This window comes from Stenotrophomonas sp. Ps181, assembly GCF_025697425.1.
Lineage (GTDB): Bacteria > Pseudomonadota > Gammaproteobacteria > Xanthomonadales > Xanthomonadaceae > Stenotrophomonas > Stenotrophomonas sepilia.
The window spans coordinates 108,592-133,616 of record NZ_JAHWBI010000008.1 but is presented as its reverse complement, the minus strand read 5'-3'; the positions used below and the strand labels follow the sequence as shown (position 1 = coordinate 133,616).

25 protein-coding genes, 1 tRNA gene and 2 pseudogenes are annotated in these 25,025 nt (G+C 67.5%); 14 read left to right on the top strand and 14 right to left on the bottom strand.

The features are described 5' to 3' along the window. Positions 1-34: 34 nt before the first annotated feature. Both KXV01_RS17855 and KXV01_RS17850 read right to left on the bottom strand, forming a co-directional pair. Positions 35-472 (bottom strand): DUF6691 family protein, encoded by a 438-nt coding sequence (locus KXV01_RS17855; protein ID WP_049413808.1) that lies wholly within the window; start codon positions 470-472, stop codon positions 35-37. Then, positions 469-912: pseudogene (locus KXV01_RS17850) on the bottom strand (hypothetical protein); the annotation flags it as partial. The pseudogene KXV01_RS17850 and the gene KXV01_RS17855, both read right to left, overlap by 4 nt. A gap of 80 nt (positions 913-992) precedes the next feature. Here KXV01_RS17850 and KXV01_RS17845 point away from each other — a divergent pair. Next, positions 993-1,313, top strand: a complete 321-nt coding sequence (locus KXV01_RS17845; protein ID WP_049413812.1) for a metalloregulator ArsR/SmtB family transcription factor — start codon at positions 993-995, stop codon at positions 1,311-1,313. A 15-nt stretch (positions 1,314-1,328) separates the two neighbouring features. Here KXV01_RS17845 and KXV01_RS17840 read toward each other — a convergent pair whose 3' ends face one another. From KXV01_RS17840 to KXV01_RS17820, 5 genes are all read right to left on the bottom strand, one after another. Then, positions 1,329-1,757 (bottom strand): BLUF domain-containing protein, encoded by a 429-nt coding sequence (locus tag KXV01_RS17840; RefSeq protein WP_111096179.1) that lies wholly within the window; start codon positions 1,755-1,757, stop codon positions 1,329-1,331. An 83-nt stretch (positions 1,758-1,840) separates the two neighbouring features. Next, positions 1,841-2,974: a hybrid sensor histidine kinase/response regulator gene (locus KXV01_RS17835; RefSeq protein WP_049413814.1), complete on the bottom strand. Its 1,134-nt coding sequence runs from the start codon at positions 2,972-2,974 to the stop codon at positions 1,841-1,843. After that, positions 2,971-3,546, bottom strand: a complete 576-nt coding sequence (locus tag KXV01_RS17830; protein WP_049440472.1) for a chemotaxis protein CheB — start codon at positions 3,544-3,546, stop codon at positions 2,971-2,973. Before KXV01_RS17830 ends, KXV01_RS17835 begins: the two co-directional genes overlap by 4 nt. Beyond that, positions 3,546-4,370 carry a CheR family methyltransferase gene (locus KXV01_RS17825; protein WP_005416310.1) on the bottom strand — a complete coding sequence of 275 codons (825 nt, stop codon included), beginning with the start codon at positions 4,368-4,370 and terminating at the stop codon, positions 3,546-3,548. The genes KXV01_RS17830 and KXV01_RS17825 overlap by 1 nt, the downstream gene beginning before the upstream one ends. Further along, positions 4,367-7,474 (bottom strand): response regulator, encoded by a 3,108-nt coding sequence (locus tag KXV01_RS17820; RefSeq protein WP_164283347.1) that lies wholly within the window; start codon positions 7,472-7,474, stop codon positions 4,367-4,369. Before KXV01_RS17820 ends, KXV01_RS17825 begins: the two co-directional genes overlap by 4 nt. 178 nt (positions 7,475-7,652) lie before the next feature. Here KXV01_RS17820 and KXV01_RS17815 point away from each other — a divergent pair, with 178 nt between their 5' ends. After that, positions 7,653-8,789: a PAS domain-containing sensor histidine kinase gene (locus KXV01_RS17815; protein ID WP_099487428.1), complete on the top strand. Its 1,137-nt coding sequence runs from the start codon at positions 7,653-7,655 to the stop codon at positions 8,787-8,789. After that, on the top strand, positions 8,779-9,138 hold the full coding sequence (locus KXV01_RS17810; protein WP_049413819.1) for a response regulator: 360 nt from the start codon (positions 8,779-8,781) through the stop codon (positions 9,136-9,138). The genes KXV01_RS17815 and KXV01_RS17810 overlap by 11 nt, the downstream gene beginning before the upstream one ends. Before the next feature lie 26 nt (positions 9,139-9,164). On the opposite strand, the gene KXV01_RS17805 is transcribed toward KXV01_RS17810, so the two are convergent. Together KXV01_RS17805 and KXV01_RS17800 are read right to left on the bottom strand one after the other, a co-directional pair. Beyond that, positions 9,165-9,629, bottom strand: a complete 465-nt coding sequence (locus tag KXV01_RS17805; protein WP_111096177.1) for a GNAT family N-acetyltransferase — start codon at positions 9,627-9,629, stop codon at positions 9,165-9,167. An 80-nt stretch (positions 9,630-9,709) separates the two neighbouring features. Then, a tRNA-Arg gene (locus KXV01_RS17800) sits at positions 9,710-9,786 on the bottom strand. A 183-nt stretch (positions 9,787-9,969) separates the two neighbouring features. On the opposite strand from KXV01_RS17800, the gene KXV01_RS17795 reads away from it, so the two are divergent. From KXV01_RS17795 to KXV01_RS17765, 7 genes are all read left to right on the top strand, one after another. Then, positions 9,970-11,502: an aldehyde dehydrogenase family protein gene (locus KXV01_RS17795; protein ID WP_049413822.1), complete on the top strand. Its 1,533-nt coding sequence runs from the start codon at positions 9,970-9,972 to the stop codon at positions 11,500-11,502. A 41-nt stretch (positions 11,503-11,543) separates the two neighbouring features. Continuing rightward, the gene (locus tag KXV01_RS17790) at positions 11,544-12,353 is read left to right on the top strand and encodes an SDR family NAD(P)-dependent oxidoreductase (protein ID WP_099487422.1); all 810 of its coding nucleotides are present in this window, start codon (positions 11,544-11,546) and stop codon (positions 12,351-12,353) included. Between the two features lie 108 nt (positions 12,354-12,461). After that, positions 12,462-12,746, top strand: a complete 285-nt coding sequence (locus KXV01_RS17785; RefSeq protein WP_049440134.1) for a DUF4190 domain-containing protein — start codon at positions 12,462-12,464, stop codon at positions 12,744-12,746. Between the two features lie 4 nt (positions 12,747-12,750). Continuing rightward, on the top strand, positions 12,751-13,521 hold the full coding sequence (locus tag KXV01_RS17780) for a class I SAM-dependent methyltransferase (protein ID WP_049440132.1): 771 nt from the start codon (positions 12,751-12,753) through the stop codon (positions 13,519-13,521). 8 nt (positions 13,522-13,529) lie between these two features. Then, a complete protein-coding gene (locus KXV01_RS17775; protein WP_049440130.1) occupies positions 13,530-14,585 on the top strand; it encodes a quinone-dependent dihydroorotate dehydrogenase in 1,056 nt (351 codons plus the stop codon). An 8-nt stretch (positions 14,586-14,593) separates the two neighbouring features. Next, positions 14,594-15,655, top strand: coding sequence for a UDP-N-acetylmuramate dehydrogenase (gene murB, locus KXV01_RS17770; RefSeq protein WP_099487420.1), 1,062 nt, complete (start codon positions 14,594-14,596; stop codon positions 15,653-15,655). A gap of 32 nt (positions 15,656-15,687) precedes the next feature. After that, a complete protein-coding gene (locus tag KXV01_RS17765; protein ID WP_014646917.1) occupies positions 15,688-16,575 on the top strand; it encodes a DMT family transporter in 888 nt (295 codons plus the stop codon). A 111-nt stretch (positions 16,576-16,686) separates the two neighbouring features. Here the strand turns inward: KXV01_RS17765 and KXV01_RS17760 are convergent, their stop codons facing one another. The 3 genes from KXV01_RS17760 to KXV01_RS17750 all read right to left on the bottom strand — a co-directional run bounded on the left by KXV01_RS17760 (position 16,687) and on the right by KXV01_RS17750 (position 19,412). Next, positions 16,687-17,691, bottom strand: coding sequence for an aminoglycoside phosphotransferase family protein (locus KXV01_RS17760; RefSeq protein ID WP_049413830.1), 1,005 nt, complete (start codon positions 17,689-17,691; stop codon positions 16,687-16,689). Positions 17,692-17,790: 99 nt separating this feature from the next. Beyond that, entirely contained in the window at positions 17,791-18,825 is a 1,035-nt protein-coding gene (locus tag KXV01_RS17755; protein WP_111096175.1) for a heparan-alpha-glucosaminide N-acetyltransferase domain-containing protein, read from the bottom strand. Continuing rightward, positions 18,822-19,412, bottom strand: coding sequence for a TetR/AcrR family transcriptional regulator (locus tag KXV01_RS17750; RefSeq protein ID WP_263467992.1), 591 nt, complete (start codon positions 19,410-19,412; stop codon positions 18,822-18,824). The genes KXV01_RS17755 and KXV01_RS17750 overlap by 4 nt, the downstream gene beginning before the upstream one ends. A 144-nt stretch (positions 19,413-19,556) precedes the next feature. On the opposite strand from KXV01_RS17750, the gene KXV01_RS17745 reads away from it, so the two are divergent. Beyond that, a complete protein-coding gene (locus KXV01_RS17745) occupies positions 19,557-19,982 on the top strand; it encodes a DoxX family protein (protein ID WP_049413833.1) in 426 nt (141 codons plus the stop codon). Here the strand turns inward: KXV01_RS17745 and KXV01_RS17740 are convergent. After that, positions 19,955-20,758: an APH(3')-II family aminoglycoside O-phosphotransferase gene (locus tag KXV01_RS17740; RefSeq protein ID WP_111096174.1), complete on the bottom strand. Its 804-nt coding sequence runs from the start codon at positions 20,756-20,758 to the stop codon at positions 19,955-19,957. The genes KXV01_RS17745 and KXV01_RS17740 overlap by 28 nt on opposite strands. Positions 20,759-20,896: 138 nt before the next feature. On the opposite strand from KXV01_RS17740, the pseudogene KXV01_RS20050 reads away from it, so the two are divergent. Both KXV01_RS20050 and KXV01_RS17735 read left to right on the top strand, forming a co-directional pair. Next, positions 20,897-21,186 (top strand): annotated as a pseudogene (locus KXV01_RS20050) (SDR family NAD(P)-dependent oxidoreductase); the annotation flags it as partial. A gap of 99 nt (positions 21,187-21,285) precedes the next feature. Continuing rightward, positions 21,286-23,232, top strand: a complete 1,947-nt coding sequence (locus KXV01_RS17735; protein WP_317987339.1) for an EAL domain-containing protein — start codon at positions 21,286-21,288, stop codon at positions 23,230-23,232. Here the strand turns inward: KXV01_RS17735 and KXV01_RS17730 are convergent. Next, the gene (locus KXV01_RS17730; protein ID WP_111096173.1) at positions 23,229-23,840 is read right to left on the bottom strand and encodes a TetR/AcrR family transcriptional regulator; all 612 of its coding nucleotides are present in this window, start codon (positions 23,838-23,840) and stop codon (positions 23,229-23,231) included. The genes KXV01_RS17735 and KXV01_RS17730 overlap by 4 nt on opposite strands. A 104-nt stretch (positions 23,841-23,944) precedes the next feature. Here KXV01_RS17730 and KXV01_RS17725 point away from each other — a divergent pair, with 104 nt between their 5' ends. After that, entirely contained in the window at positions 23,945-25,021 is a 1,077-nt protein-coding gene (locus tag KXV01_RS17725) for an MBL fold metallo-hydrolase (protein WP_111096172.1), read from the top strand. Positions 25,022-25,025: the final 4 nt, after the last annotated feature.

The following is a 25,025-nucleotide window of genomic DNA, read 5'->3' as shown; positions in this document are numbered from 1 at the left end:
CTCCTTTCCCCGTGATCCGTGGATATGACCCGATTCAGGGTGACACAGCGGTGAAGCCCCGGCGAGCCAGGCGATCGTGCAGCCAGAAACCTGCAAGCATCGCCGGCACGAACCAAAGCGCTTCGCGCGATCCCACCGCCAGCCCGGCGATGGCAGGGCCCGGGCAATAGCCTGCCCAGCCCCAACCCATTCCGAACAATGCCGCGCCCAGCACCAGGCGCACATCGACAGCGCGCGCGGCGGGCAATTGGAAGCGCGTTGCGCATGACGGCCGCGGGCGCCGCACCGCCCAGTGCTGGCCGACCGCGCTGACCAGCAGTGCCGAGGCCAGCACCCAGGCCAAGGTGGGATCAAAATCGCCGGCGATGTCGAGGAAACCGAGGATGCGGCGCGGATCGGTCATGCCGGCCAGCGCCAGGCCCGCGCCGAACAGCGCCCCTGCCGCGCCGGCGGCCACCATCACGCGGCTCATGCGAAGCCCCCGCCATGGCGGATCAGGAATGTGGTCAGCATTGCGCAGGCCATGAACACCAGCGTCGCCAGCAGTGACCGCATTGAGCCGCGGGCCACGCCGCACACCCCATGACCACTGGTGCAGCCGTTACCCAACCGCGTACCGAATCCGACCAGCAAGCCGGCGCCAACCAGCTGCCACGCCGGCAAGGCGTCACGCAACAGGCTGCGGGGCGCTTGACCTGGCACGGCCTGCCAGTACAGCACACCCCCGGCAGCGGCAAGCAGGCCGAGCAGGAATGCCCAGCGCCAGCCGCGCTCGCCCGGTGCCGCGCGCACGCTGCCAGCGGCAATGCCGCTGATGCCGGCCACCCGGCCCGTGGTCGCCAGCAACACCACCGCCGCCGCACCGATCAACGCGCCCCCCGCGACGGCGGCCCACGGCACGGTCATGACCTGCCTCCACTTGTTCCGTTCATTCGCTTGCCTTTTGAATTAGCTTTTTCTAAATTAGCTTCTTCTAAAACAAAAGGTCAACCATGACCCGCATCGAGCTCGACAGTGCCGCGATGGCCGGGCATGCCGCCCAGGCCGCGGCGCTGCTCAAAAGCCTGGCCCATCCTGCGCGGCTGCGCGTGCTGTGCCGGCTGGTCGAAGGCGAGGCGCCAGTACCGGAACTGCAGGCACTGACCGGGCTCAGCGCATCAGCGCTGTCCCAGCACCTGGCGGTGCTGCGCGGACTTGGCATCGTCGCGACCCGGCGCGAAGCGCAGGCGATCCACTACCGGGTAGTGGAAGGGCCGGCGCTGGGCGTATTGCAGGCATTGCACGCGGCGTACTGCGGAAGTACAGCGCGCTGAACCTTCCACGCAGGTTCAACCTGCGTGCAGCACCGGTTGCACGACGTGATCGAGCAGATCCACCGGGGTCGGCGCCGACAGGTCACCATGCAACGCGCGGGTAAAACCTGACCAGTCGCTGGAAGACAGTTGCCGCAGCAGCGCCTCCTCCACCGGCAACGCGCGCATCGACCAGTACGGAAACTGGCGCTGGCCGAGGCGGCCACGCGCCAGTTCGATGATGTCGATATGGCTACCGGCCTGCAGGATGCGCTCGTACACCGAATCGATACCATCCGGCGGCCCTTCGATGTACTGCAGGAATCGCCCGCCGTCATGCAGCAGCACACCGGTCACGCCCGCCACCTTGTTGAAGCGGGCTGCATCATCGACCAGCGCCTGCAGCCGTTCAGCGGAAAGATCCGGCAGCGCCTGGCTGACGTAGGCGATGGCACGCAGTGGCATGGCGCTTCCTTGACAAGATGTACACCCACGGTAGCAGCTGCGGACGAGTCCGTCTCAGTGCCCGCGGGTATTTCCTGAAGAGTTCAGGTAGCGGCCGCCGGCAGCCCCTCTGCGCGTCTCGGCAACCGGGCTTCGAACACCACCTGGCCGGCTTCATTTCGCGCTGCGATGTGCCCGCCGTGCGCGCGCACGAACTGATCGACGATATACAGGCCCAACCCCAGGCCATTGCTGGGGTGGAAGCTGGCCTTGAACGGCTCGAACAGACGCGGCAGCAGCGCGTCGTCGATCCGTCCCGCGTTGCTCACCCGCAGCAGCACGCTGCGCGGATCACGGCCGTCCACCTCCACCCTCGCCTCGCTGCCATGGGTGAGCGCATTGCCGATCAGGTTGGCGGCAACCTGACCCAGCCGATCCAGATCACCCTGCAGGCGGGTATCGCCCTGCATATCCAGATGCACCCGTGCGTGGCCGTGGGCGCTGCCCGCTTCGGCCACCACCGCACGCGTGACCTCGGCAAGATCACAGGCGCTGGCCTGCAGGCGCAGGCCGCCGCTGCGGATCCGCGAAAAGTCCAGCAGCTGCTCGACCATGCGCGCCATGCGCAGCGTGCTGGCCTCCAGGTGCTTCAGGGTCTGCTGCGCGCCGTCATTGCCCGCAGGAAGCTCCAGCGCCAGCTTGTCGGCACACAGCAGGATCGCCGACAGCGGCGTGCGCAGATCGTGGGTGAGCACCGCCGCCATCGTCTCGTTGAGCTTGAGCGAACGCTCCAGCGCCTCGTTGCGCGCCTTCAGCAGCTGACGCTGCTGGTACAGCTCGATGAAGACATTGACCTTGCTCAGGATCACCTGCGGCGCCACCGGCTTGTGCAGGAAGTCGACCGCGCCGGTTTCGTAGCCCTTGAACGCGCGCAGCGGGTCGTCCGGCGACGCGGTCAGGAAGATGATCGGCACATCCCGGCTGCGGTGTGAACCGCGCATCAGCTCGGCCAGGGTGAAGCCATCGATCTCCGGCATGTGCACGTCCAGCAGGGCCAGCGCCACCTCATGCTCCAGCAGCAGTTCCAGCGCCTGTGCGCCCGAGCCGGCCAGCAGCAGGTTCACGCCCTCGCGCTGCAGCAGCGCCTGCATGGCCACCAGGTTCTGCGGCACGTCATCGACGATCAGCAGGTTGACCGGGGTCTGCGACTGCGCAGGGTCCGGTGGCAGCAGGTTCATGCAAACAACTCCTTCAGGCGACGGCACATCAGTTCGAGGGGCAGCACGGCATCGGCGCCGGCGTGCTGCAGGGCGGAGGCCGGCATCATCGATGCCTCGGCCTCGTCGGGACATTGCAGCCAGGCGCGGCCACCGGCAGCGCGCACCGCGGCCACCCCTTCACTACCATCGCTGCTGGCACCGGTCAGCAGCAGGGCCAGCACCTGCGCGCCGAACACGGCCGCAGCCGACTCGAACAAGGGATCGATCGCCGGGCGCGAAAACAGCACCGGTGCGTCCACCGACAATGCCAGCGAACCGGCGTCTTCCACCAGCAGGTGATAGTCCGGTGGCGCAAAGGTCACCGTGCCAGGCTGCAGCGGCTGCTTGTCTTCGGCCTCGCGCACCGGCAGCGCACAGTACGGCGCCAGCACTTCGGCGATGCGGCTGCTGCGATCGCGCGGAAGGTGCAGCACCGCCAGCACCGGCGCCGGCAGAGCCGCGGGCAGCGCGCCGAGCACCGCCTGCAGCGCCGCGACCCCACCCGCAGAGGCCCCGATCACCAGCACGGCCGGTCGTGTCGGCAGTGCCATCAGGCAACTTTCCGGTACAGGCGATGCTCCCGCGAGCAGGTCTCGAACGCGCCGTGGTGGCGCCCGAACTGCAGCGACTCCTTGCTGCCCAGGCCAAGGAAGCCGCGATGCACCAGCGCTTCACGGAACAGGCCTACGGCGCGGTCCTGCAGATCGCGGTTGAAATAGATCAGCACATTGCGGCACGACACCAGGTGCACCTCGGAGAACACGGTGTCGGTGGCCAGGCTGTGGTCGGCGAACACCACGTTGCGGCGCAGCTGGCGATCGAATACCGCGCCATCGTAGGCCGTGGCGTAGTAGTCGGACAGCGAGGCGGTGCCACCGGCCGCCAGGTAGTTCCGGCTGAACTGGGCCATCCGGTCGATGCCATAGGCGCCGGCCTCGGCGGTGGCCAGGGCTGCCGGATTGATGTCGGTGGCGTAGACGATGCTGCGCTCCAGCAGGCCTTCCTCGTGCAACAGGATCGCCAGCGACCACACTTCCTCGCCGGTACTGCACCCGGCCACCCACAGCTTCACCGACGGGTAGGTGCGCAGCACCGGCACCACCTGCTCGCGCAGCTCACGGAAATAGGCCGGGTCACGGAACATCTCCGAGACCTGCACGGTGAAGAACTGCATCGCCTGCGCAAACAGGTCCGGCTCGTGCAGCAGGCGGTGCTGCAGGTCAGCCAGCCGCTCGCACTCATAGCGCTGCATGGCCTGGCGGATCCGCCGGCGCAGCGACGACACCGCATAACTGCGGAAATCGTAGTGATAGCGCTGGTAAAGCGCTTCCAGCAGCACCTTCAGCTCCAGGTCGAACAGGGCCTGCTCGTTCATTGCCGCGAGCACCAGACCCGGCACAGCGATACCAGCTTGTCGACGTCGATGGGTTTGGCGATGTAGTCGTTGGCGCCGGCCTGCAGGCAGCGCTCACGGTCGTCCGGCATGGCCTTGGCGGTCAGCGCGATGATCGGCAGGTCCTGCAGGTGGCGCTGCGCGCGGATTTCGCGCATCGCAGCAAGGCCATCCTTCTCCGGCATCATGATGTCCATCAGCACCAGGTCGACCTCGCGCTCAGCCAGCCGATCCACCGCTTCCTGGCCATTGCGCGCGATCTCCAGCGTGACGCCGAGGGGTTCGAGCACGCTGGACAGTGCGAAGATGTTGCGCACGTCGTCCTCGGCCAGCAGCACCGTCCGACCGTCGAGCACGGTGTCGCGACGGCGGGCCTCGCGCAGCAGGCGCTGCTGGTCGGTTGGCAGGCTGGCCTCCACGCTGTGCAGGAACAGGGTCACCTCGTCCAGCAGGCGCTCGGGCGAACGTGCGCCCTTGATGATGATGCTCTTGGAATAGCGGCGCAGGCGCTGCTCTTCCTCGCGACTGAGTGCGCGACCGGTATAGACGATCACCGGCGGGAAACCGACATCGTCGTTGCCGGCCATGTGCTCGAGCAGGTCGTAGCCGCTGCCGTCGGGCAGCGACAGGTCCATCACCATGCAGTCGAACGTGACCGTACTGAGCTGTTCCAGTGCGCTGGCCAGGGTGCCTACAGCGACGATCTGCAGCTGGTCACGGCCCAGCAGCAGTTCCAGGTTGTGGCGCAGTTCGTTGTCGTCTTCCACGATCAGCAGCCGCCGCATGTCGCGCTGGCTGGTCTGTTCCAGCTGTTCGATGGCCGTCACCAGCCGCTCGCGCGTGGTCGGCTTGATCGCAAAACCGATCGCGCCCAGCTCGCGCGCTACCTGGCTGCGGTCCGTGGCCGAGACCACATGCACCGGGATGTGGCGGGTGTCCGGATTGCGCTTCAGGCGTTCCAGCACGCTCAGGCCCGACACGTCCGGCAGGCCGATATCGAGCAGGATGCCGTTCGGGCGCAGTTCGCTGGCCAGGGCCAGCGCCTCTTCCGCCGTGCCCGCTACCACGCAGTCGAAGTCCAGTTCATGGGCCAGCGCCACCAGCGCTTCGGCGAACGTGGCATCGTCCTCGACCGCCAGGATCAGGCGCCCGGCGCGCTGGCGGCGACCGCGGTCGTCGGCTACGCCGGCCATCGCAGTGACCGGCGCTGCTGCGGTCGCAGCGCGTACGGGCGCGGCCGGCAGCACGGCCGGCGCCGTCGGCGGCGCTGCCACGGGGACCTCGGCAGCGACGGCTGCGCTCGCCGCGGGCGCACCCTGCAACGGCAGCTCCAGGATGAAGCAGCTGCCGCGCCCGGGCTCACTGTCGACCTGGATGCCGCCGCCCATGCGCTCGGCCAGATCGCGCGAGATCGACAGGCCCAGACCGGTACCGCCGTAGCGACGGCGGGTGCTGCCATCGGCCTGGCGGAACGCTTCGAAGATGACATCCAGCTGCTCGCGGGCAATGCCGATGCCGGTGTCACAGACCTCGAACCGGATGCGGCCGTTGCCGCCGGCACGCACGTGCAGGCTGACCTTGCCATGCTCGGTGAACTTCACCGCGTTGGCCAACAGGTTCTTCAGGATCTGCTGCAGCCGCTGGCTGTCAACCACCATCTGGGTCGGTGCCAGGGCGTCGGCTTCGATCTGCAGGGCCAGGCCCTTCTGCCGCGCCATCGGCTCGAACGTCTCGCGCAGGCGCTGCAGCGCGCTCTCGACCACGACCACTTCATCGGACAGTTCGACATGGCCGGCCTCGATGCGCGACAGGTCGAGGATGTCGTTGATCAGCGCCAGCAGGTCGTTGTTGGACGACAGGATCGCACGCGCGTACTTCACCTGTTCCTCGGTCAGCGTGCCGTCCTTGTTGTCGGCCAGCAGCTTGGCCAGGATCAGCGAGCTGTTCAGCGGCGTGCGCAGCTCATGCGACATGTTGGCCAGGAATTCGGACTTGTAGCGCGAGGTCGCCGCCAGCTCGTTGCTGTTGCGCACCAGCTGGCTCTGCGCGACCAGCAGTGCCTGCTTCTGCGCCTCCAGCTCGTGGGTGCGCTCTTCCAGCTGCACGTTGCTCTGTTCCAGCTCGGCCTGCTGTTCTTCCAGGTGGCTCTGCGACTGCAACAGGCTGCGGCTCTGCTCTTCCAGTTCCTCGTTGGCCACGCGCAGCTCTTCCTGCTGGGCCTGCAGCTCCTCGCCCTGGCGCTGCGACTCCTCCAGCAGCACCACCAGCTGCGCACGCAGCAGCGATGCGCGCAGTGCCATGCCGATGGTGTCGGCGCAGCGCTCAAGCAGCTCGCGATCCAGGTCACGCTGTTCACCCGCCCGCGCGCGGCCCAGCTCGATCACACCGACCACCGCACCATCGCTGCTGATCGGCGCCAGGATGCGCTCGCGCACCGGCAGCCGGCCCAGGCTGGTCTGCAGTTCGAGCACGGCAGCGTCTTCGCCGTGCAGGTGGCGGATGCGTTCGTCCCGGGCAACCTGCCCGGCCAGTCCTTCCTGCAGGGCCAGGAAGGCCGGCGTCCCAGCGGGCAGCGCCACGCCACCGGTCAGCTGCAGCCGGCCGCCGTCCAGGCGATAGACCGCACCGACCTCTGCATCCAGCTGCCCGGCCAGGCTTACTGCTGCCGCCTCGGCGATCTGCTCCGGCCCGAGGTCACCGCGCAGGCTCATCGCCACGGCGTTCTCGGCCTCCTGCAGCCAGAGCGCGCGCATCGCCTGGCGCCGGGCCTGGATCGCGCGCGAGACGATCAGTGCGATCATCAGGAAGGCGCAGCCACCGACGGTACGGTTGACAAGCGAGAAAGACGAGTTGTTGCTGGCTGGCGCAACGTTGAAGCCGATCACCAGCAGGACACAGGCGATCACCGCGACCACGAACGGCGCGCGTGCACTGCGCTGGAACACCGTCACGCCGACCGCGAGGAAGTAGGCCAGCCATACCGCGTAGCCGAGCGGGACGACCAGTTCCAACGCGATGGTCGCGGCCAGCAGCACGGCGGACGTCATCCAGATCCAGCGGTCACGCGTAGTCGCACCAGGACGCATGCAGGTCGGTTCCAGAAGGCAAAGGGTGGAAGATGGTACTCCGTGTCGCATTCAGCCGCACAGGACCAATGGCACGTGTCAGGCGTGCACGCATCCTTCACACTTGAGTGCCTAGCTTCACGTCCCTCACAGGGGTAACACTTATTTACACGTGGACGCAGCCGCCTCTACGACGTCCGTGCTGACGGACCCTTCCCGACAACTGCGACTGCTGATCGACAGCGTGCGCGACCATGCGCTGTACCTGCTTGATCCTGAAGGCATCGTGTGCAGCTGGAACCCGGGCGCCGAACGTATCAAAGGCTATTCAGCCGATGAAGTGGTGGGAACGCACTTCAGCCGCTTCTACCTGGCCGCCGACCGCGAGGCCGGCGAACCGCAGCGCCTGCTTCGCGCCGCAGCGCAGCAGGGGCATGTCGCCAGTGAGGGCTGGCGCGTTCGCCGCGATGGCTCGTCGTTCCGCGCAAGCGTGGTCATTGAGCCGGTCGTGGAGGCCGGCGAACTGCTGGGCTTCGTCAAGATCACCCGTGACATCACCGAGCAGTGGCAGGCGCAGCGGCTGCTGCGCGATGCCCAGCGTGCGCTGCGCAATACCCAGCAGTTCGAGACGGTCGGTCGGCTCAGCCGCGGCCTGTCACACGAGTTCAACAACCTGCTGACCACCATCGGCAACGCACTGGACCTGCTGTCGCTGCGCGTCCGCGGTGACGATGCACGCGCGGCCGAGCTCCTGGATGCCGCGCAGGCAGCCACTGACCGCGGCGCGCTGTTGACCCGCCAGCTGCTGGCCTTCAGCACCGGCCAGACCCTGATCCGGGAATCGGTGGACATCAATACGCTGGTACGGCAGTGGCTGCCGGACCTGCAACGCGCCTGCCCGCCCACGGTGGCACTGGATGCCCATCTCACCCCTGGCCTGCCGGAGGTGAGCACCGATGCGATGCAGCTCCAGACCGCCCTGGCGAACCTGGTGGCCAATGCCGTGGAGGCCACCGCCGATGGCGGTCGCATCCTGATCGGCACCGCGTTGGAACATCGCCTCGACCCGGATGCGGACACCACGCTGCAACGCGGCTATGTCACCCTCAGCGTCTGCGACGAAGGCCACGGCATGGCCGCCGACATCGCCGAGCGGGCCAGCGAGCCCTTCTTCACCACCAAGGACATCGGCAAGGGCAGCGGCCTGGGCCTGAGCCAGGTGTTCGGATTCACTACCCAGAGCGGCGGCTTCGTCGATGTGTCCACCACGCCCGGTGTCGGCACCACGGTCAGCCTGCTGCTCCCCGCAACCGAGGATGCAACCCATGACCGATGACCCGATCCGCGTACTGATGGTGGAGGACCAGAACGATCTGCGCGAGATGATCGGCATGGCCCTGCGCGATTTCGGCATCGAGGTGTCCACCACCGCCGACGGGCATGAAGCCGCTGCGTTGCTGAAGGGCGACGCACGCTTCGACGTGGTGTTCAGCGATGTCAGCATGCCCAATGGCATGTCCGGAATCGAACTCAGCGAGCACGTCGCGCGTGAGCAGCCGCATGCACGCATGATCCTGTCTTCCGGCTATGCGCGTTCGCAGCTGCCGCCGCTTCCGGAGCAGGTGGAGTTCCTGCCCAAGCCCTATCGCCTGCGCCAGCTGGTCGAACTGCTCAAGCAGGACTGAAGGCATACCGGCCTGCATGGCCATGCTCAGCGCCGGGCCTGCTGCATGAACAGCAGCGCCGGCGTAGATGCAGCGTCCACTGGCTCGAAGCCGAGGGTCCGGTACAACGCAAGCGCGGCGGCATTGTCCCGATAGACGCGCAGGGTCAGCCGTTGGCCAGCATCAGACTGGAACGCCTGCTCGATCAGCGCGTGTACCAGCGTCCGCCCGAGACCGCAGCCCCGCGCCTGAGGGGCAACCAGCAGACGGCCCAGATGCATCGTACCCGGCTGGGTGCACCAGGCCTGGCCGAAACCCATGCGCTGGCCGCTTTCTGCCAGCAGCAGCCATCCCGGGCGTTCGCGCAGCTGCAATACCTGCTCGAACTGCTCGGGTTGCAGTGGATAGGGCACGCCCGGTCCGGCCCAGCGCAGCGTGGCTGCGGCCGAGCCCAGCCACCCGGCGATGAGCGCGTAGTCCTGGGGTTGCACGGGCTGCAGGCGGTGGTCCATGGCGGCCGGTTCGCAGGGTTAGGCGCCAGCATATCCGAGTGACCTCGCAGGCAGTGCACGCGGACGTGGCGCCGCGTACATGGTGACCCCGGCCCGATTCGAACGGGCGACCTTCCCCTTAGGAGGGGGACGCTCTATCCAGCTGAGCTACGGGGCCATGCAGCCGGGAAGTTTACAGGCAACACACCCTGCCCTCCAAGCATTCGTGCTCCACACGGCGGCGCTGGCGCGTTGCACCATGGCCGGTCGGGGCGCTCTGCTACCATCGGCGATTCAGTTCATCGCGTCCCCCACCTGCCCGCGATGGCACCAAACAACGTAACGAAACACAGGAGTCTGCATGTCTTCCGAGCTGCTCAAGTCCCTTGGCCTGGACGCGATCAACGCTGGCACGTACCTGGGCAACGGGGAGTGGTCGAGCGCGACCAGCGGTGAGCTGATCACCCCGGTCAACCCGACCACCGGCGAGCCGATCGCGCAGGTCCGCGCCACCACCGAGGCCGAGTACGAGACCGTCGTCGCCCGCGCCCAGGAAGCCTTCAAGGTCTGGCGTACCACGCCGGCGCCGCGCCGCGGTGAAGCCGTGCGCCTGTGCGGTGAAGCACTGCGCAGGCACAAGGACGCCCTGGGTTCGCTGGTTGCCCTGGAAATGGGCAAGAGCAAGCCGGAAGGCGATGGCGAAGTGCAGGAGATGATCGACATCGCCGATTTCGCCGTGGGCCAGAGCCGCATGCTGTACGGCTACACCATGCACTCCGAGCGCCCCGGCCACCGCATGTACGAGCAGTACCACCCGCTGGGCCTGGTCGGCATCATCTCGGCCTTCAACTTCCCGGTCGCGGTGTGGAGCTGGAATTCGTTCCTGGCCGCCATCTGTGGCGACGTGTGCATCTGGAAGCCGTCCAACAAGACGCCGCTGACCGCCATCGCCTCGCTGAAGATCTGCAACGACGCCCTGCGCGAAGCCGGCTTCCCGGACATCTTCTTCCTGATCAACGATGCCGGCACCGCGCTGTCGGAGAAGATGGTCGACGACCGCCGCGTGCCGCTGATCAGCTTCACCGGCTCGACCCAGGTCGGCCGCACCGTCAACGAGAAGGTCGCACGCCGCCTCGGCCGCTGCCTGCTGGAGCTCGGCGGCAACAACGCGATCATCCTGGACGAAACCGCCGACCTGAAGCTGGCCGTGCCGGGCATCGTGTTCGGCGCCGTGGGCACCGCCGGCCAGCGCTGCACCACCACCCGCCGCCTGATCGTGCACCGCTCGATCTACGCTGACGTGCTGTCCACCCTGGTCAAGGCCTACAAGCAGGTGGAAGGCAAGATCGGCGACCCGACCGATGCCGCCAACCTGATGGGCCCGCTGAACAGCGAAGGCGCCGTGCAGCAGTTCCTCGATGCCATCGCCCAGGCCAAGGCGGCCGGCGGCACCATCGAGACCGGCGGCACCCGCATCGACCGCGCCGGCAACTTCGTGCTGCCCGCAATCGTCACCGGCCTGAAGAACAGCGACGCCGTGGTCCAGCACGAGACCTTCGCACCGATCCTGTACGTGATGCCGTACGACAGCATCGACGAAGCCATCGACATGCAGAACGGCGTGCCGCAGGGCCTGTCCTCCTCGATCTTCACCCAGAACCTGAAGACCGCCGAGAAGTTCCTGTCGGCCGCCGGCAGCGACTGCGGTATCGCCAACATCAACATCGGCACGTCCGGTGCGGAGATCGGTGGCGCCTTCGGTGGCGAGAAGGACACCGGCGGTGGCCGCGAGTCCGGCTCGGATGCCTGGAAGGTCTACATGCGCCGCCAGACCAACACCATCAACTATTCGGATTCGCTGCCGCTGGCGCAGGGCATCAAGTTCGACCTGTAACGCTGTTTTGTAGTGCCGAGCCATGCTCGGCAGGACGGGCCATGAACACCGCAGGAAGTGCAGCCGAGCCTGGCTCGGCGCTACAGGCTGGCAAGCCGGTGATTGATTTCACCGGCCGCCGCGTGCTCATCGCCGGCGGCAGCAAGGGCATTGGTCGTGAAATGGCACTGGCCTTTGCCGGTGCCGGTGCGCAGGTCTCGGTCTGTGCGCGCGGCCAGGCCGGCCTGGAGGCCCTGTGCGCCGATGCCCAGGCACAGGGCGCGCCAGTGCACGCGTTTTCCGCTGATCTGGCCGACCCCGGCCAGATCCAGGCCTGGCTGCAGGCCGCCGCCGGTGCCTTCGGCGGCATCGATGTGCTGGTCAACAATGCCACCGGCTACGGCATGGCCGACGACGAGGATGGCTGGGCAGCGAGCCTGCAGATCGACCTGATGGCAGCCGTGCGTGCCTCGCGCCTGGCATTGCCATGGCTGCGTGCGTCCGGCGACGCCTGCATCCTCAATCTGTCGTCGATTGCCGCGCAGCAGCCGCGCCCCGGTGGCGCGCCGTATGCCGCTGCCAAGGCCGCGCTTTCGCACTACACCACCTCGCAGGCGCTGGCGCTGGCCAAGGACCGGATCCGGGTCAACGCCATCGCACCGGGCTCGATCGAGTTCGATGACGGGCTCTGGGACCGTCGCCGCATCGAGGATCCCGCGCTGTACCACGGCACCCTGGCGAAGATCCCGTTCGGCCGCTTCGGCCACCCGCGCGAGATCGCCGACGCCGCCTTGTTCCTGTGCTCGCCGCTGGCGCGCTGGGTGACCGGCAGCGTGCTCAACGTGGATGGCGGCCAGGTGTTGATGGGCTGACACCGGCCCGCCGGTCGCGGCCAACCCTGGTTGGCGCGTCCGCAACCGCTGGGCATGGGATTGCCCGGGCAGAGGCACTATCATGTGCACACTGCCAAGGAGGACCCGATGAGCGTGGCACCCCGACAGACAAGCGCCCTGGCCGTGGTCAGCCTGGTCATGGGCATCGCCAGCTGGACCGTCCTGCCCTTCGTAGCCAGCATCGTCGCCATCATCACCGGCCACATGGCCCGCGCCGAGATCCGCCGCCGCCCGCATGAACTGGAAGGCGATGGCATGGCACTCACCGGCCTGGTGCTGGGCTGGGTCATGGTCGGCGCCGTGCTTGCCGCCATCCTGGTCTTCATCCTGTTCTTCGGCGGCCTGGCATGGCTGGCGGCGGTGTCGAACTGACGCCATGACCGCCTCCGACAGCACTGAACGCTTCAGCAGCCGCGTCGCCGACTACGTCCGCTACCGGCCCGACTACCCGCCCGCACTGCTGGACTGGCTGCACGGCCCGATGGGCGTCAGCCACCAGGCCCGTGTCGCCGACATCGGCGCCGGCACCGGCATCTCCAGCCGCCCGTTTCTCGCCAGCGGTCATCCGCTGGTGGCGGTCGAGCCCAACGCTGCCATGCGCGCCGCCGCCGAACAGTGGCTGGCGCCGCAGTATCCGGACTTTTCCGCTGTCGATGGCCGTGCCGAGGCCACCGGCCTGGAGGACGCCAGCATCGATCTGGTCAGCGTTGCGCAGGCCTTCCATTGGTTCGACACCGTGGCGGTGCGCGCCGAGTGGCAGCGCATCCTGCGCCCCGGTGGCCAGGCACTGATCTACTGGAACTCGCGCCTGCTCGATGCCAGCCCGTTCCTGATCGGCTACGAACAGTTGCTGCTGGACTACGGCACCGACTACACCGCTGTGGCCGAGCGCTACCAGGACGATGCCACCATGCAGGCCTGGTTCGGCCCCGGCCTGCGCGGCAGGGTAGAGCTGCCGAACGTGCAGCATCTGGACTTCGACGCCCTGCGCGGGCGCCTGCTGTCCTCCTCCTACGCGCCCCAATCCGGTCATCCTCGCCACGCGCCGATGATCGACGCTCTGCAGGACCTGTTCGCCGCCCATGCGGTGGACGGCCAGGTCGCTTTTGAATATCGAACCCGAGCCTTCCTCGGCACGCTGGACTGAACCGACGCATGTATTCGCTTGCCCGCCCCTTCCTGTTCTCGCTCGACGCCGAGCGCGCCCACGGCCTCGGCCTGTCCGCACTGGACCTGGCCTATCGCACCGGCACCACGCCGCTGCTGGCCGCACGCATCGCGCCGATGCCCAGCACGGTGTTCGGGCTGACCTTCCCCAATCCGGTCGGCCTGGCCGCCGGCCTGGACAAGAATGGCGAGCACATCGATGCACTGTTCGCGCTCGGCTTCGGCTTCGTCGAAATCGGCACCATCACCCCGCGCCCGCAGGCCGGCAATCCGCAACCGCGCCTGTTCCGGCTGCCGGAACACAACGCGATCATCAACCGCATGGGCTTCAACAACGCGGGCGTGGACACGCTGGTGCGCAACGTCGAGCGCGCGCGCAACCGCCGCGGCCTGCTCGGTATCAACATCGGCAAGAACAAGGACACCCCCAACGAACAGGCCGTGGACGATTACATCGCCTGCCTGGACAAGGTGTACCCGCTGGCCGATTACATCACCGTCAACATCTCCTCGCCCAACACCGCCGGCCTGCGTGAGCTGCAGGAAGAGACCGCGCTGCGCCAGCTGGTCAGCCAGCTGCGCGACCGCCAGGAAGACCTTGCTGCCCGCCACGGCCGACGCGTGCCGATGCTGGTGAAGGTGGCGCCGGACCTCAGCGAACGCGATATCGACGCCGCCGCCCGCGTGCTGGGCGAACTGCAGGTGGACGGCGTGATCGCCACCAACACCACCATCGACCACAGCAAGGTGGCCGGCGATCCGCTGGCCAATGAGGCTGGCGGCCTGTCCGGTGCACCGGTGCTGGAGCAGTCCACGCTGGTGCTGCGCCGCCTGCGCGCGCGCCTGCCCGAGTCGGTGCCGCTGGTCGGCGTCGGCGGCATCCTGTCCGGCGCCGATGCGGTCGCCAAGATGGCGGCCGGTGCCGCACTGGTGCAGTGTTACAGCGGCCTCATCTTCCGTGGACCGGCGCTGGTTTCCGAATGCGTCGAGGCGATCCGTCGCCGCCGCGAAGCGCCGAGCCGCGGCGCGGTGGCCCCGCTGTGAGCGCGCCTATGGATACCATCGACGGCAACGCCCCGCTGCGCTGGACGCTCACCCGCAATGCGCCGCTGCAGGCGCTGAATACCTTCCACGTGCAGGCCAGCGCCGCGCAGCTGCTGGAACTGCACGATGCCGCGCTGCTGCCGGAGGTGCTGGCATTGCCCGAGGTGGCCAGCGACCCACTGCTGGTGCTGGGCAGCGGCAGCAACGTTCTGATCGCCGAGGACCTGCCGGGCACCGTACTGGTGTTCGGCAACCGTGACATCAGTTTCCTTGAACACCGCGCCGACCATGCCGTGATCCGTGCCGGCGCCGGCGTGCCGTGGCATGGCCTGGTGATGTGGTCGCTGCAGGAAGGCCTGTCCGGGCTGGAGAACCTGGCGCTGATTCCCGGCACCGCCGGTGCCGCGCCGATCCAGAACATCGGCGCCTATGGCGCGCAGGTCGGCGAGTTCATCCAGGCCGTCGAGGCCTGGGACTGCCAGCAACAGGCCTGGGTACGGCTGGACAACGAACAGTGTGGCTTCGCCTACCGCGACAGCGTGTTCAAGCAGCAACCCGATCGCTACCTGATCACCGCCATCGAACTGAAGCTGCCACTGCTGCACGATCTGCGCATGGACTACGCCGGCATCCGCGAGGAACTGCAGGCACAGGGCGTGGAGCTGCCGAGCGCAGTGGACGTTGCCAATGCCGTGATCGCGATCCGCCGCCGCAAGCTGCCCGACCCGGACGTGCTGGGCAATGCCGGCAGCTTCTTCAAGAATCCGGTGCTGCCGCTGGAACAGGTCGACGTGCTGCTGCAGCACTTCCCCGAGCTGCCGGTGTTCCCGGCCGAGCAGGACGGCAAGCGCAAGGTCTCGGCGGCCTGGATGATCGAGTCCTGCGGCTGGAAGGGCTTCCGCGAAGGTGATGCCGGTGTGGCGCCAAGCCACGCGTTGGTGCTGGTCAACCACGGCAATGCCAGCGGTGCTGAGCTGCTGGCGCTGGCGCGCCGCATCTCGGCCTCGGTGCTGGAGAAGTTCGGCGTGCCGATCGAACCGGAGCCCCGCCTGCTCGGCGCACAGTGGTGAACACTCCCGCCCTCTCCCCCAGCGCCGCCCCGATGCGGGCGGCGCTGTTGATGCTCGGCAGTACGATGGCGTTCGGCCTGATGGCGGTAGCGATCCGCTATGCCACGCGCTACGTGCCGACCCAGGAAGTGGCGTTCTTCCGCAATGCCTTCGGCCTGCTGGCGTTGCTGCCGATGCTGCTGCGGCCGGGCCGTGCGCCGCTGAAGACGCAGCAGCTGCCGCGCTATTTCGTGCGTAGTGCGATTGGCCTGGGCTCGATGCTGTGCGCGTTCTGGGCACTGGGCCACCTGCCGTTGGCGCAGGCGGTGTCGCTGTCGTACTCCACGCCGCTGTTCGTCACGATTGCCGCCGTGCTGTGGCTGGGTGAAACCGTGCGCGTGCGCCGCTGGGCCGCGGTCGTGGTCGGCTTCATCGGTGTGCTGGTGATCGTGCGACCCGGTACCGCCGGCTTCACCGCGGGCAGCCTGGTCGCCGTGGCCGCCGCGGTGCTCAGTTCGCTGGTGGCGATCCAGATCAAGCAGCTCACCCGCGTCGACAGCGCCGATACCGTGGTGCTCTACACCTACGTGTTCTGGGTGCCGCTGTCGCTGCTTCCGGCGCTGTTCGTCTGGGTCTGGCCGAGCGGCGTGGCCTGGCTGTGGCTGCTGGCCACCGGCGTGCTCGGCACCATCGGCCAGCTGTTGTGGACGCGGGCGCTGCGCCTGGGTGAAGTCTCGGCGCTGACCCCGATCAGCTTCCTGCAGCTGCCGCTGGTAACGCTGTTCGGCTGGCTGCTGTTCAACGAAAGCGTGGACCGCTGGACGATCATCGGCGCCGGCATCATCCTCGCCGCCAACGCCTACATTGCCCACCGCGAGGCCGTACTGTCGCGCCGCGCCGCCAGCGCAGCCGCCTCTGCAGCGGCCAAGCCCGCAGAGTAGATCCACACCCCGCGCAGACACCGCGCGCCCCTGTAGATTTGGGCCATGCCCGACCCGCCGCGCAGCGTGAGGGTTCATCGTAGGAAATGCCATCCACGCATGGCGTGGGATCTACAGCGCGCGATACACCCGCTCGGCCGCGTCGAATACATTGCCCGGTGCGAACTGCTCGCTCAGATAGTGCAGCGACTGCCGGCGCAGCTGCGGCGAACGATCCTCTCCATCGCTGCCCAGCAGGACCTGCTGGAACTCGATCAGGTCCTGCAGGATGCGCCAGTGACGGTACCAGGCAATCCAGCGAGGGTCGCCGCGGTCGCTGCCATAGCCCTCCTCGAATCCCAACGGATTCTCGCGGCCCCAGCGCCCGCCGACAGCGCCACCGATGAACATCAGGTCGCGCTCGCGCGGTGCCAGCGACAAGCCATCCCAGTCGATCAGGTGCAGGCCGCCGTCATTGCCCATCAGCAGATTGCCGGCATGAAGGTCGGTGTGGCACAGGTGCAGCCGCACCGGCACATCCTGCAACGCCGCGTGCAGCTGCAGTGCCTGCGCGTGCAGCGCCGCGATGCGCGCATGCTGCTGGTCCCAGACCGAGACGAAGGCACGGCCCAGCCCATCCTTGGCAGCCGCCAGGCCTTCGCCGGCCAGCCACTGCCCGACGGTCTCCAGCGCCGCGGTTTCCGTCCGGATGCTCGGCAGCGCTTCCTGCAGCGCCGGTGGCGGGCACGCCTCGTGCAGGCGCCGCAGCACCTCGCCCAACCGTTGCCACTGCGTGCGACTCAATGCCGCCTCGAAACCGGACTGGCCTTCCACATACGGGAACAGGGTGAACTGCAGGCCCCAGCGCTGCACCGATGCCCCGCCGGTCAGCGCCGGCCAGGGCGCAACGATTTCCTCGATACCCAGCGTGCCGCGCAGCCAATGCAGGGTGTCCCAGACGGCAGGGGCCACCTGGTAGCTGCGGCATTTCAACCACCACTGCCCGCGCCGTGCATCGATGCGATACACGCTGGCGTTGGCATCGGCGCCAACCGGGCGTGGCACCACGGCGGTCGCGGTGATGCCATAGGACTGCTGGAGGACTTCGCCGAGATGCTGCGCCGAAGCGAATGACATGGATGCAAGCGGAAAGTGTTATCTGCGACAACTATCGCAGATGTGCCCGCCACGACACAGACATGTCCGTCACAACATCGTGCCTGCGCGACCGACGTGCTAGCCGGCGACGCGCCGCATCACCGCTTCCAATGGCCCCCGCGTGAACCGCCACGACCACAGCCACGCTGCGCCCGTGGCCAGCATCAGGAACAACAGCGCCCACAGCAGCACGGTCGGTAGCGACGCGCTGCCATCGAGCAGGCCCAACCATTCCAGCGTACCCATGCCCAGCAGGATGTGGCCGACGTACAGGGTCAGGGTCATTCGCCCTGCTGCAGTCAGCGGTTCCAGCCAATCCCCCGGATGCCGGCGGCTGATCCAGAGGCACGCGGCAATCGCGCTGCAGGCTGCGCCCGCACCGGTCAACACGTAGGCCGGTCCCGGCGGCATCGGCTGCGTTGACAGCCACAGCTGCCAGGGCGTTCCCTGCGCAAGCTGCTGCACGGCCTGGCCTGCGCCGATCAGCAGCAGGCCCACCAGCAGCAACGCACGCTGCACCCGCGCTTGTGACAACGGCAGGCGCGCCAGCAGCATGCCCAGCAGGAAGAAGCACATCCAGGGCAGCAAGGGATGGAAGCCGTTGAACAACAGGTTGCGCGCGGCGCCCGGCCATTGCCAGAGACCGGCATACTCCAGCGTCTGCCAGTTCCAGCCTTGGCTGTAGTTCCAGTGCAGCAGTGCCCAGAACGACCCGGCCGCGAGGCCGGCGATGCTGGCCAGCAGCACCCGTGGCGACGCACGCAGCCACAGCACCGCCAGCGCGAAGTACACCGCGTAGTAGTGCAGGATGTCGGCCGGGAACAGGGTCAGGTTGAGCAGGCCCAGCACCAGCAGAAACAGCGCGCGCCGCCAGGTCTGCGCGCTGGCCGGCATCCAGCCAAGGCGCTGCGTGGCCAGTACCAGGCCAAGTCCGGCCAGGGTAACGAAGGTCGCAGAGGCCTTGCCTTCCAGAAAGTGGAAGACGCCTGCCAACCATCCGGCGCCCTCTGCTGGCACGGCCATTGCCAGGCGGAAATTGACCAGCACCATGCCAGCCAGCGCCAGATACCGCGCCAGATCAAGGCCGTGTAATCGCCGGTCAACCGCGCTCATGCGCGTGCACCGAGCAGCAGCGCGAGCAGGCCAGGGTCCAGCGGAGCCTCATCGGTGCCACCGGCTTCGCCCAGCCCTCGACGCAGGGCATCGCTTTCGGTGGCATCCAGCAACACCTGCGCCTGCAGCGCCGGGGCCAGCACGGGACGCCGACGTTCACGCTTTGCCACCTGCTGCAGGGCTTCGGCCAGCACAGCCTGCAGTTGCCTGCGATTGGCCGCAAATGCCTCGGCCACGGCCCGATTGCGTGCGCTCTCGGCCAGCACTTCGACGGCGAGCGTCGCCCATTCCGGCTGGCTGCACAGCGCGTGGAAGTCCTGCAGGAACACCAGCACCTGCGTGCGATCACCGTCGGCCACGGCCAGTCGCTGCAGCAACGGCGCCAATTCTTCGCTCTCGGCCACTGCCACTGCAAGGATGATCGCCTCCTTGCCGGGGAAGTGGTTGTAGAGATTGCCCAGGCTGACGTCGGCCGCCTGCGCGATGTCACGCATGCTGGTCTGGTGGAATCCCTTGGCGAGGAAGCACTGCAGGGCGGCCTGCAGGATCTGCGCGTTGCGTCGCGCGTTGCGGTCGGCTCGGTTCATGACGCCAATAATGAACGAACGTTCGTCCAACTGGAAGCTGGAAACCCGGCCACCAGCGAGCTCCGTTCAGCCGGCCCTTGACCTCAACTGCGGTTGAGGCCCGATGCTGCGCGGCCCGTTCCAAGCCCAACCTGGAGTGACTTCATGCCACGGATGATCACCGCCCTGCTCGACAGCCGCGTGCTGTGGTTCCTGGCCCGACTGCTGCTGGCCGTGGTGTTCCTGTCATCGGGTCTGGCCAAGCTGCTGGCGTGGGACAACAGCGTGGCCGAAATGCAGGCGGCCGGGCTGCAACCGCCTGTGCTGTTCAACCTCGCCAGTGCCGGGGTGCTGCTGGGCGGCTCGATGTGCCTGCTGCTCGACCGCCTGCTCTGGCTGGGGAGCGGCGCGCTGGCGGTGTTCATGCTGCTGACCATCGTCATCGTGCATACCTTCTGGACCAAGCACGGCGCGGAACAGCAGCTGGCGATGTTCTTCGCACTGGAGCACCTGAGCGTGGTCGGTGGCCTGATCTGCGCGGCCATCGCCAGCCGCGCGCGGGCTCAGAAGAACTCGTCGAGCAGCCGGTAGAACGCCAACCGGCACTCGTCGGCCACAGCGCCGTAGCGCTGGAACAACGGTGTGACCCAACGCGTATCACCGAAGTTGTGGACCAGGCTGCGCGCGGCCAGCGCCAGGTCCTGGTAGCGGTCGGCCACGCCCAGTCGCCCACAGTCGATGAACCCGCTGAAACGCCCCTCGGCCACCATCAGATTCGGAAGGCAGGCATCGCCATGGCTGACCACCAGTTCTTCATGATCGGGCCGTGTGCTGCACAGTTGGGCGAAGACCTGCTGCGGACTCTGGCCCAGGCGTTCGTCATCGAAGTCATCGGCGTCCACCAACCCGGCCTCGACCCGCGCCTGCGCGACCGGCAGGCGCGAGGCCAGCCGCTGATCGAACGGACAGGCTGCCACCGGCAACGCATGCAGCCCGCGCAGCGCGTCGGCCAGTATCTGCACCCGTTGCTGCGGTGCGAGTTCCGGCGACGAGGCCAGATCGCGGCCAGGCAGCGCGCTCATCAGCAACCAGCGCCGGCCCGCTTCTTCAGCCGTGGCAATCACCGTTGGCGCCGGCTGCCCCTGTGCCTGCAACCAGCGCAGGCGCGCGATCTCATCGCCCAGCTCACTGAAGGCGTCGATCAGTTCCGACTTGACGAAGGCATCGGGGCGGCCCGGCCGCTGCACGCGGGCAACGTCGGCCCGCGAAACACCCATCGACTGCCGCTCGATGCGCGCATCGGCCAACGCTTTCTGCCACGCCAACGGCAGCGGCATGCCATCAGGGGTGGCGTTGTGCTCGTCCATGCCAGAGATTCCTGTTGCCGGTGACCCTGCGCATTCTCGCTCATCCTGGAGCACGTCGACCCGCGTGCGGCAGGCAGCCTGAGCGAGCTGCCGGACGGTCGGAGGCCATTACCTCCCAGCGCCTGCGTCAGCGACGGCAGTGGCCGCCCGGAAGTGGCGTTCGGCGCCTCGACGTTCGCCCTCAACGCATCGCCGGTGCGCTGCGCGAGGGCTTCGGCGATCGCCGGCTGGCGGTGACCAGCCTGCAGTTGGGCTACCTCAACACCGACGACGCCTTGTCGGTGCCGGTGGCCGAGGCCGCAGCGCGCGGCAACGGTGGGCAGGTGCCGGTCCACGATGTCGTGGCCATGGCAAGCGCCCTGTTGCAGCAGTCATCCTCCGGCTTCGTGCGCGAACGGGTGCTGCCCGCCATCGCCGACCCGCGCTACTGGCCTTGCCGGCCGCCGCAGGGCACCCTCGGTGGCCGCGCGCGCGGCCGTGGTTTACCCTGCTCGTCACTGGCCGTCGGTCACAGGCGGGAACCTGCTATGGATGCGCTTTCACGGGTCTCGGCCCAGGTCCTGGACAGCGCCCTGCCCAGCCTGCCGCTGTACCTGCTGCAGGCCACGGCAGTGATCGGCATGATCGGCGTACTGCTGATCGCCACCCGCCGCGCCGGGCACGCCATTGAAGGTCGTCGCCTGTATGTCGGCGTAGCGCTGGGCCTGATCTACCTGTTCAATTCCTGGTTCGTGGCCCGTTATTCCCAGGGTGTCGTCAAACTGCACCTGGGCTTCGACATCCTGCTGGTCAGTGGCCTGCTGGGCGGCTGGCGCGGCGGCCTGGCCTGCCTGGCTGCCGCCCTGCTGGCCCGCTACCAGTTCGTCGGTATCCCGTTCTTCCTGCCTGCCAGCCTTGAGGCCGTGTTGCAGACGGTGGCGGGCGTCTGGCTGCGCAGGCACCTGTACCCGCGCATGCTCAACGAGCTCTCGCCACGCATGATCCTGCAGGCATGGTCCGTGCGTATTGGAGTAACCGCTCTGGGTTTGGCGCTGGGTGTGGCGATCATTGGCGCCGATCAACTGCCGGTGGCCGAGCTGGCGATCCAGCGCGTGCTGGCACTGCCGGTCTCGCTGCTCGTGCTCGGCGCCGTGTTCGCGCTGGTCTACAACGATGCCCAGATCGATGCGCAACGCCAGCGCGAACAGGCCTGGCTGCGCATCGATCCGATCAGCGGGCTGCCCAACATGCGTGCGCTCGGTGAACGCCTGCAGCAGTACTGGCGGGACAACGACGGCACCGGCAAGGCCTGCCTGATCGTGGCCGAGATGGGCAACCTGCGCGATCTGCGCCTGCGCTACGGGCCGTTGCAGGACAACGGCCTGTGGCAGCGCGACAGCACCGAAGAAGTGCATCGGCTGCTGCCCTCACTGTCGGCCGCGCAGCTGGAGATCTACCAGTTCGGTGATGCCGCGCTGGCGATCCTGGTGCGGGGCCTGACCTTGTCCACACTGCGCACGCAACCGCAGATCACCGAGCTGGCCAGCAACCTGGCCGATCGGGTCGGCCGCGATTGGCCGGGCTTCCGGCCGCTGTTCCGCTGTGCAGTGGTTGAATTGAAGCCCCCTGCTGATGCGGACGAAGGACATCTTCCGTTCCGCGCCATCACCGTGGCACTGAGCGCGATCGAGTCGGGCGTGGTGTTTTTCGATGACCCGATCCAGCGCGACAGCGAGATCGACGCCCTGATCGAGGTGGCCCTTGAGCACTGGCTGCAGCAGGGCAATGCGCCGCTGTGCTACCAGCCCAAGCATCGCCTGCAGGACCGCCAACTGGTCGGCGCCGAAGCACTGCTGCGCATGCGCGACGGCGAAGGTCGGCCGATTGCCCCGATGCGGGTGATCTCGCTGCTGCGCCGGCAGGGGCGGCTGGCAGACCTGGAATGGGCCACGCTGCGGTCGGCGGTGCACTTCCTGCAGCACTGCCGGCGGGACGGCGCGGCGCTGACCATTGCAGTCAATGTTTCAGCCGAATCGCTGCGCCTGCCCGACTTCGGCCTGCGCCTGCAGGAGCTGCTGCAGCTGCATGACATCCCCGGTGCGATGCTGCGCCTGGAGATCGTCGAATGGACCGAAATCGTCGAGCGCGAGGTGGTCGATGCCAACATCGCACAGCTGCTGGCAGCCGGGATCACCCTGTCGCTGGATGATTTCGGCGCCGGCTATTCAACCCTGATCCTGCTTTCGCAGCTGGCCATCGCCGAGGTCAAGATCGAGCAGGCACTGATCGCCACGCTGTCCGACGCCAAGTCGCAGTCGATCGTGCGCTTCATCGTCGAAGTCGCGCACCGCTGCGGCGCGATCGTGGTGGCCGAGGGTACCGAGACCCTGGCCCAGGAACAGAAGCTGCGCGCACTCGGGGTGGATGTCGGCCAGGGCTACCTGTACTCGGCGGCGCTGCCGGCCGACGAGTTCCGTCGCTTCGCAGCCAGCTAGACCGCGTAGAACCCCAGGAACATCGCCACCGCCGATTCGGCCACGCGCGCACGTTCCTGCGCGGTCAACGGTGGCTGCCCCATCGTGACCTGCGGCCAGAACGCGAAGCTCTTCACCAGCCCATGCAACTGGTGGCCGGCAAAGTCCGGATCCACCTCGCGCAGGCGGCCATCGGCAATTGCTGCGCGGATCCAGGCACTCTCGCCACTTTCCTTCTCGCCCATGCGGCAGACGATGGCCTGCGCACGCTCCGGTGAATGGATGATCTCGGCCATCGCCACCCGCGCCAGATCGATGAAATTCCCATCGCTGAGCAGGTCCAGCTTCTGGCCCAGCAACTGCAGCAACTGCGTCTGCAGCGGCTGATCAGCGCGGTATGGCAATGCGTCGCTGGCCACGCTGCGCTCCCACAGCTCCTCCAGGATCATCGAGAACAGCGCTTCCTTGCTCGGGAAGTGGTTGTAGACGGTGCGCTTGGAGACGCCCGCCACCTCGGCGATACGGTCCATGCTGGTCGCCTCGTAGCCCGATGCACGGAACTCCTCCACCGCCGCGCGCACGATGGCTTCGCGTTTGCGGTCGGTCAGGCGTTGCGGGGCACGAGACATGGCGGGAACCGGATAACTGAACGGATGCCTCCATTTTACACTCGGCGGTGTACTTTTGAAAAACACGAAACTACACTGTGCAGTGTACTCAGCGGACGTCACCCATGAAGCGCCTGCTCCTTGTCCTCCTGCTCGGAATCCTCGCCGTGACCGCCTACACCTTCTGCAAGTCCTGGTCCCTCCCCGACTTCCCCGATTCGCCGCAGTACCGTGATGGCAAGTTCCACAATGCCCTGCCCCGTCCGGCGATGGGCCTGCGGGACGGCGCGGAGATCTGGTGGACGTTCCTGTTCAACAAGCCCAAGGGGACCGTGCCCGCACACCCGATTCCGGTGAAGCCGCTGGACCGCGCCACGCTGGACGCCGCACCGGATCGCAGCCTGTTCCGGCTGGGGCACTCCACGATCCTGCTGAAGCTGCGTGGCCAGTACTGGCTGACCGATCCGGTGTTCTCCGAGCGGGCCTCGCCGGTGCAGTGGATGGGGCCGGCACGCTTCCATGCACCGCCGATCAGCATCGACGCGCTGCCGCCGATCGCCGGTGTGATCCTCTCGCACAACCACTATGACCACCTGGACCATGCCGCGGTCATGCAGCTGGCCGGCAAGACCGCGCGCTTCATCGCACCGCTTGGCGTCGGCGACCAGCTGATCGCGTGGGGAGTGGATGCGCGCAAGGTCGAACAGCTGGACTGGTGGCAATCCACCGAGGCCAATGGCCTGCGCCTGACAGCCACCCCGGGCCAGCATTTTTCCGGCCGCGGCCTGGGCGACGGCGACCGCAGCCTGTGGGCCTCATGGGTGATCCAGGACGGTGACTTCCGCATCTTCTTCAGCGGCGACACCGGCTACTTCGACGGCTTCAAGGCCATCGGCGAGAAATACGGTCCGTTCGACCTGACCATGATCGAGACCGGCGCCTATGATCCGCGCTGGGCATTCGTGCACATGCAGCCGGAACAGACGCTGCAGGCGCACCTGGACCTGCGCGGCAAGTGGCTGCTGCCGATCCACAACGGCACCTTCGATCTGGCCCTGCACGCATGGCAGCAGCCGTTCGAGCGCATCACCGCATTGGCGGCCGCAAAAAATGTACCGGTGGCCACGCCGATGATGGGCGAAGCGCTGGACATGCAGGCGCCGCAGGCGGGTACGCGCTGGTGGGAGACGGTGGAGCTGTAACAGG

Coding starts and splice junctions, on each gene's coding strand:
- KXV01_RS17750 (WP_263467992.1), bottom strand. CDS start 19,412: ATGAACCGAGCCGACCGCAACGCGCGACGCAACGCGCAGATCCTGCAG.
- KXV01_RS17775 (WP_049440130.1), top strand. CDS start 13,530: ATGTATTCGCTTGCCCGCCCCTTCCTGTTCTCGCTCGACGCCGAGCGC.
- KXV01_RS17820 (WP_164283347.1), bottom strand. CDS start 7,474: ATGCGTCCTGGTGCGACTACGCGTGACCGCTGGATCTGGATGACGTCC.
- KXV01_RS17830 (WP_049440472.1), bottom strand. CDS start 3,546: ATGGCACTGCCGACACGACCGGCCGTGCTGGTGATCGGGGCCTCTGCG.
- KXV01_RS17780 (WP_049440132.1), top strand. CDS start 12,751: ATGACCGCCTCCGACAGCACTGAACGCTTCAGCAGCCGCGTCGCCGAC.
- KXV01_RS17735 (WP_317987339.1), top strand. CDS start 21,286: ATGGATGCGCTTTCACGGGTCTCGGCCCAGGTCCTGGACAGCGCCCTG.
- KXV01_RS17805 (WP_111096177.1), bottom strand. CDS start 9,629: ATGGACCACCGCCTGCAGCCCGTGCAACCCCAGGACTACGCGCTCATC.
- KXV01_RS17730 (WP_111096173.1), bottom strand. CDS start 23,840: ATGTCTCGTGCCCCGCAACGCCTGACCGACCGCAAACGCGAAGCCATC.
- KXV01_RS17825 (WP_005416310.1), bottom strand. CDS start 4,370: ATGAACGAGCAGGCCCTGTTCGACCTGGAGCTGAAGGTGCTGCTGGAA.
- KXV01_RS17840 (WP_111096179.1), bottom strand. CDS start 1,757: ATGCCACTGCGTGCCATCGCCTACGTCAGCCAGGCGCTGCCGGATCTT.
- KXV01_RS17810 (WP_049413819.1), top strand. CDS start 8,779: ATGACCGATGACCCGATCCGCGTACTGATGGTGGAGGACCAGAACGAT.
- KXV01_RS17740 (WP_111096174.1), bottom strand. CDS start 20,758: ATGGACGAGCACAACGCCACCCCTGATGGCATGCCGCTGCCGTTGGCG.
- KXV01_RS17785 (WP_049440134.1), top strand. CDS start 12,462: ATGAGCGTGGCACCCCGACAGACAAGCGCCCTGGCCGTGGTCAGCCTG.
- KXV01_RS17725 (WP_111096172.1), top strand. CDS start 23,945: ATGAAGCGCCTGCTCCTTGTCCTCCTGCTCGGAATCCTCGCCGTGACC.
- KXV01_RS17835 (WP_049413814.1), bottom strand. CDS start 2,974: ATGAACCTGCTGCCACCGGACCCTGCGCAGTCGCAGACCCCGGTCAAC.
- KXV01_RS17760 (WP_049413830.1), bottom strand. CDS start 17,691: ATGTCATTCGCTTCGGCGCAGCATCTCGGCGAAGTCCTCCAGCAGTCC.
- murB (WP_099487420.1), top strand. CDS start 14,594: ATGGATACCATCGACGGCAACGCCCCGCTGCGCTGGACGCTCACCCGC.
- KXV01_RS17745 (WP_049413833.1), top strand. CDS start 19,557: ATGCCACGGATGATCACCGCCCTGCTCGACAGCCGCGTGCTGTGGTTC.
- KXV01_RS17790 (WP_099487422.1), top strand. CDS start 11,544: ATGAACACCGCAGGAAGTGCAGCCGAGCCTGGCTCGGCGCTACAGGCT.
- KXV01_RS17755 (WP_111096175.1), bottom strand. CDS start 18,825: ATGAGCGCGGTTGACCGGCGATTACACGGCCTTGATCTGGCGCGGTAT.
- KXV01_RS17765 (WP_014646917.1), top strand. CDS start 15,688: ATGCGGGCGGCGCTGTTGATGCTCGGCAGTACGATGGCGTTCGGCCTG.
- KXV01_RS17855 (WP_049413808.1), bottom strand. CDS start 472: ATGAGCCGCGTGATGGTGGCCGCCGGCGCGGCAGGGGCGCTGTTCGGC.
- KXV01_RS17795 (WP_049413822.1), top strand. CDS start 9,970: ATGTCTTCCGAGCTGCTCAAGTCCCTTGGCCTGGACGCGATCAACGCT.
- KXV01_RS17845 (WP_049413812.1), top strand. CDS start 993: ATGACCCGCATCGAGCTCGACAGTGCCGCGATGGCCGGGCATGCCGCC.